Origin of the sequence: Moorena sp. SIO4A5, assembly GCF_010672005.1 — a bacterium.
Lineage (GTDB): Bacteria > Cyanobacteriota > Cyanobacteriia > Cyanobacteriales > Coleofasciculaceae > Moorena.
This window is the reverse complement of the sequence record NZ_JAAHHZ010000475.1, coordinates 1-3,726: the sequence shown is the minus strand read 5'-3', so window position 1 is coordinate 3,726 and position 3,726 is coordinate 1. Positions and strand designations below refer to the sequence as shown.

The following is a 3,726-nucleotide window of genomic DNA, read 5'->3' as shown; positions in this document are numbered from 1 at the left end:
CCCCGTTTTATTCCAGTCATTGGATTTATTAAAGGAGCTAATAGTTCTAGATGAGAGTTGGTATTAATCCTGAAAACTTGCTCGAAAAGAGTGCCCTTGCCTTGGGGCAAGTACCCCAACCTGCGATCGAAACTCAAGCCTGCCTGATTCTAGCCCGATCTCTTATAGCAGCAACACAGCTAGGTGTGTTTGAAGCCCTAGGGTCAAGTTCACTTTCAGCCGAAGAGATTGCTGGGCGGTGTAATCTCAACAAGCATGCCTTAACCCAGCTTTTAGATGCTCTTGTTGCTACAGATTACCTTGCCAAGCAGAAGGAGTGCTATACCTTGGCTCCAGTTGCCCGTAAATGGCTACTAAGTGAGAATGAGTCGTCACTTTACGATTACACCATTAGCCGAGTTTTGGCGTGGGAATGGCTCACCCACTTAGAAGAGTTCATCCGCACTGGAGAGCCTTTGGAATCTCACGATAAAATGTCCCCCCATCACTGGCAACTTTATCATCGGGGTATGCGCTCAATCGCTAGCGTAGCTGCTTCTGAAGTAGTCCAATGCACACCTGTACCAACTGGTGCTCAGAAAATGCTAGATGTTGGTGGCTCTCACGGCTATTTGTCAGTAGCCCTCTGCCGCCGCTACCCTGACCTTAAAGCCGTCATCCTCGATTTACCTGAGGGCATTGAATATGCAGCACCGCTCCTGGCCGAGGAAGGCATGGGCGATCGCGTGGTTTATAAAGCTGGCAATGTTCTTACAGACGATCTAGGCACCAATGCTTATGACTTAATCTTTATGGCTAACCTAATACACCACTTTGATGAAAAAACCAATATTGAGCTATTTCAGCGTTTGGCTGAAGCTCTGCGACCTGGAGGCCATCTCGTCGTTCAGAAAACTATATTTCCTTCCAAACACGATGGACAACTGGGTGCATTGGGGAATTTGTTTTTCTCTTTGACCAGTGCTGGTAGTAACTGGTCTTTCTCTGAGATAGCTCAATGGCAACAAAAGGCAGGTTTAGTTCCCCGCAAACCCATTGAGTTCCGACGAACACCAGCCACTGGTCAACAGGTGGCAGTAAAGCCCTAAGTCTGTTGGACGGACACACATATTAGTCATTATAGCAGTTCTCAAATTGAGGACTGCTATATATGTCTATTTTTAATAAAAAGTATTTACCAATCATTAAAATATAAAACATGTTAAAGGTTTATTACCGAATTATTATTTCATGTTGGAAAACCTTTGGGATAAGCCACTGGTTTTTTTTATGGTTATTTCTGCCACCCTTAGCTTTTATTTTGGTTAGACTAACCCTGGCTTTAGATGAGATTTTCTTTTATAAGTATCGTGACATTAAAGTGGTGAAACCGATATTTATCATTGGACACCCTCGGAGTGGGACTACTTTCCTCCATCATTTACTAACCCAAACAGAAGAATTTACTACATTCAAAGCTTGGCATATTTTTGTTCCATCACTCACAGCTCGTATTTTAGCTAAGCCTCTGGTTGACTATTTAGTTAAACACAATCTAAACTCCCTGATACCTGATGATATTGGACATGGAATTTTTATTGATAGAGTAGAAGAAGAAGAACTATTATTCCTTCACCAAGCCGATACTCAGTTTGTCCTTTTAACCACACCCTTAGCCTTTGATGATCAGGAGCATCCAGAGCTTCGCTTCCATGATCAGCAACCAGCATCTCGTCGTCGAAGTTCAGTAAAATTTTTTGAAAGTTGTTTAAAGCGGCATATCTATTACACAGGGAAAAAACAAGTAATTGCGCAAATTCATTTTTCTACTCACCGCATTAAAACATTGCTAGAAATATTTCCAGATGCCAAGTTTATCTATTTAGTTCGTCCACCTCACGAAACAATTCCTTCTCATCTTTCTTTGGATAGAAACTTTCTTGAAAACCAATGGGGTAAAAATATACCACCCGATAAAATTCAACGATATGAGGAAAGGCGATATCGCTATAATGTAGATCTTTATCGCTATTTTTATCAGCTTCACAAAAATCAAGAGATACCAGAAAGCAACGTCAGAATTATGCGTTATGACTTATTAATATCTGATTTAGAGAAAGCCTTGGAAGAACTAGTAGATTTTACTGGAATTAATCCTAGTAATAAATTAAAAAAATATATTAAAAAACAAGCGCAAAAACAAAAAAAATATAAACGCAAACATCGTGTCAGAAATCTTGAAGAATTTAACTTAACAAGAGAGCAGATTATGAAAGACCTTTCATTTGTTTATCAGGAGTACAAGTTTGATAAAATCGCCAATGAACTATAAATAATAATCAACAACTAACAATTTAATTAAAAGTTAAAGCTAGAATCAAATGGACTTTATTTTTAATCACCCAATGCTGACGGGGTGACATGAAAGCTAGAATGTAGCCATAATAAGGAACCTAGCTCTTAGACCTCGTAAATAATACTCCAGTTTATTGCGATTTAAGCTCATTAACTCCTTAACCAAATCCCAACACGATTCCATAAAACTCACCCAACGCAAGCCCATATAAGCCAATGTAAAAGCTGCTATCTCTCCTTTCCATACGTCCAGACTCTTTAACTCGACCAACATATTTTTGTACACCTTTACTTTTTATTTTTTGCCCTTGAAAAGTGGCCAAACTATAGGCAATTGCTACAAGTAATATCAAAGATATCAAACGCTCACCAGAAAGATTAGTATCTTCGCGCGTTATATCCACCACTTTTAAAATATCTAAACATTTCTTCTTCTCTTGGTGCGCGTTCCCTAGGTCGGGAAACCCGACCGGGGTCGCACCGCTATATTAAAACGCTTTTTATAAGTTCTGATAGCTTCGGTAAGATTATCTAAACTTGTTAAGATAAACCATCCCTCTTTGGGAGAGCAACCGTGTAACTTTCGTTTCCATTTACTAGCTATATTAAAACCAGCAATTTTGTAAATTTTTGTTACTTTTCCCCCTTGAAGAAACAAAGATAATCCTGGTTTTAATCCTCAAGCATTTAACTCTCTCCAAATTCCATTCTCTAATTCCACAAATTCATCCTTTCTTAGCCTCAAACAAAACTGTAAAGACTTATTCCTTAGCCAGTCAGCTAATTTAACATAACAAAATTCTCTATCTCCCAATACGAGGGGTTGATAGTTTTTAAATAAGCGATGCAGCGCGGTCTTGGGGGTTCCCCCCATGAGCGACTGCATCAAGACAGGGTAAAACTTTCTCGAATATTTGAATTTGTTCCGTCAAGTTACTTGAGCCTAATTTAGGTAACAATTGCCAATATATAGGGATAGCTCTATTGTCATAAACGAGGCTAACCATTATTAAATTTATCCGTGCCCAACTCGTTCGTTCGCGTAGCGTGACCTACGGTCAATCAATAACTAAATATAAAACGTCATCAAAAGAAAAATTTTGACTTAACCAACTAGTGATAATGGGAAACCACAATTGCTCAATATTAAGTATTGGTAAGGATAGAAATCTTTAGGTGCGACCCGTGGCGAATTTAATTCGCCAACGGAAAGCGCACCTTTGTAATTTTTTTCGTCTACTCTCAACTAAAATTGGTAGGTAGTGCCCTGGCTGCCTGACACATCTGTGTGAAACCAAGAGGTATCAGGCTCGACACTGTAACGACTGAATCCGTGAGAACCAGATGCGATTGACATGCAGTCACGCTACGCGAACGTAAAAATCCTGACGA

General features: G+C 39.5%; 3 protein-coding genes. 2 read left to right on the top strand and 1 reads right to left on the bottom strand.

Annotation, left to right across the window (positions count from 1 at the left end):
- Positions 1-50: 50 nt before the first annotated feature.
- Positions 51-1,088 carry a class I SAM-dependent methyltransferase gene (locus tag F6K57_RS39495; RefSeq protein WP_293051197.1) on the top strand — a complete coding sequence of 346 codons (1,038 nt, stop codon included), beginning with the start codon at positions 51-53 and terminating at the stop codon, positions 1,086-1,088.
- Between the two features lie 110 nt (positions 1,089-1,198).
- Positions 1,199-2,311, top strand: coding sequence for a sulfotransferase (locus tag F6K57_RS39490; protein WP_293051200.1), 1,113 nt, complete (start codon positions 1,199-1,201; stop codon positions 2,309-2,311).
- A 181-nt stretch (positions 2,312-2,492) separates the two neighbouring features.
- On the opposite strand, the gene F6K57_RS39485 is transcribed toward F6K57_RS39490, so the two are convergent.
- A complete protein-coding gene (locus F6K57_RS39485) occupies positions 2,493-2,738 on the bottom strand; it encodes a hypothetical protein (protein WP_293074220.1) in 246 nt (81 codons plus the stop codon).
- Between the last annotated feature and the right edge of the window lie 988 nt (positions 2,739-3,726).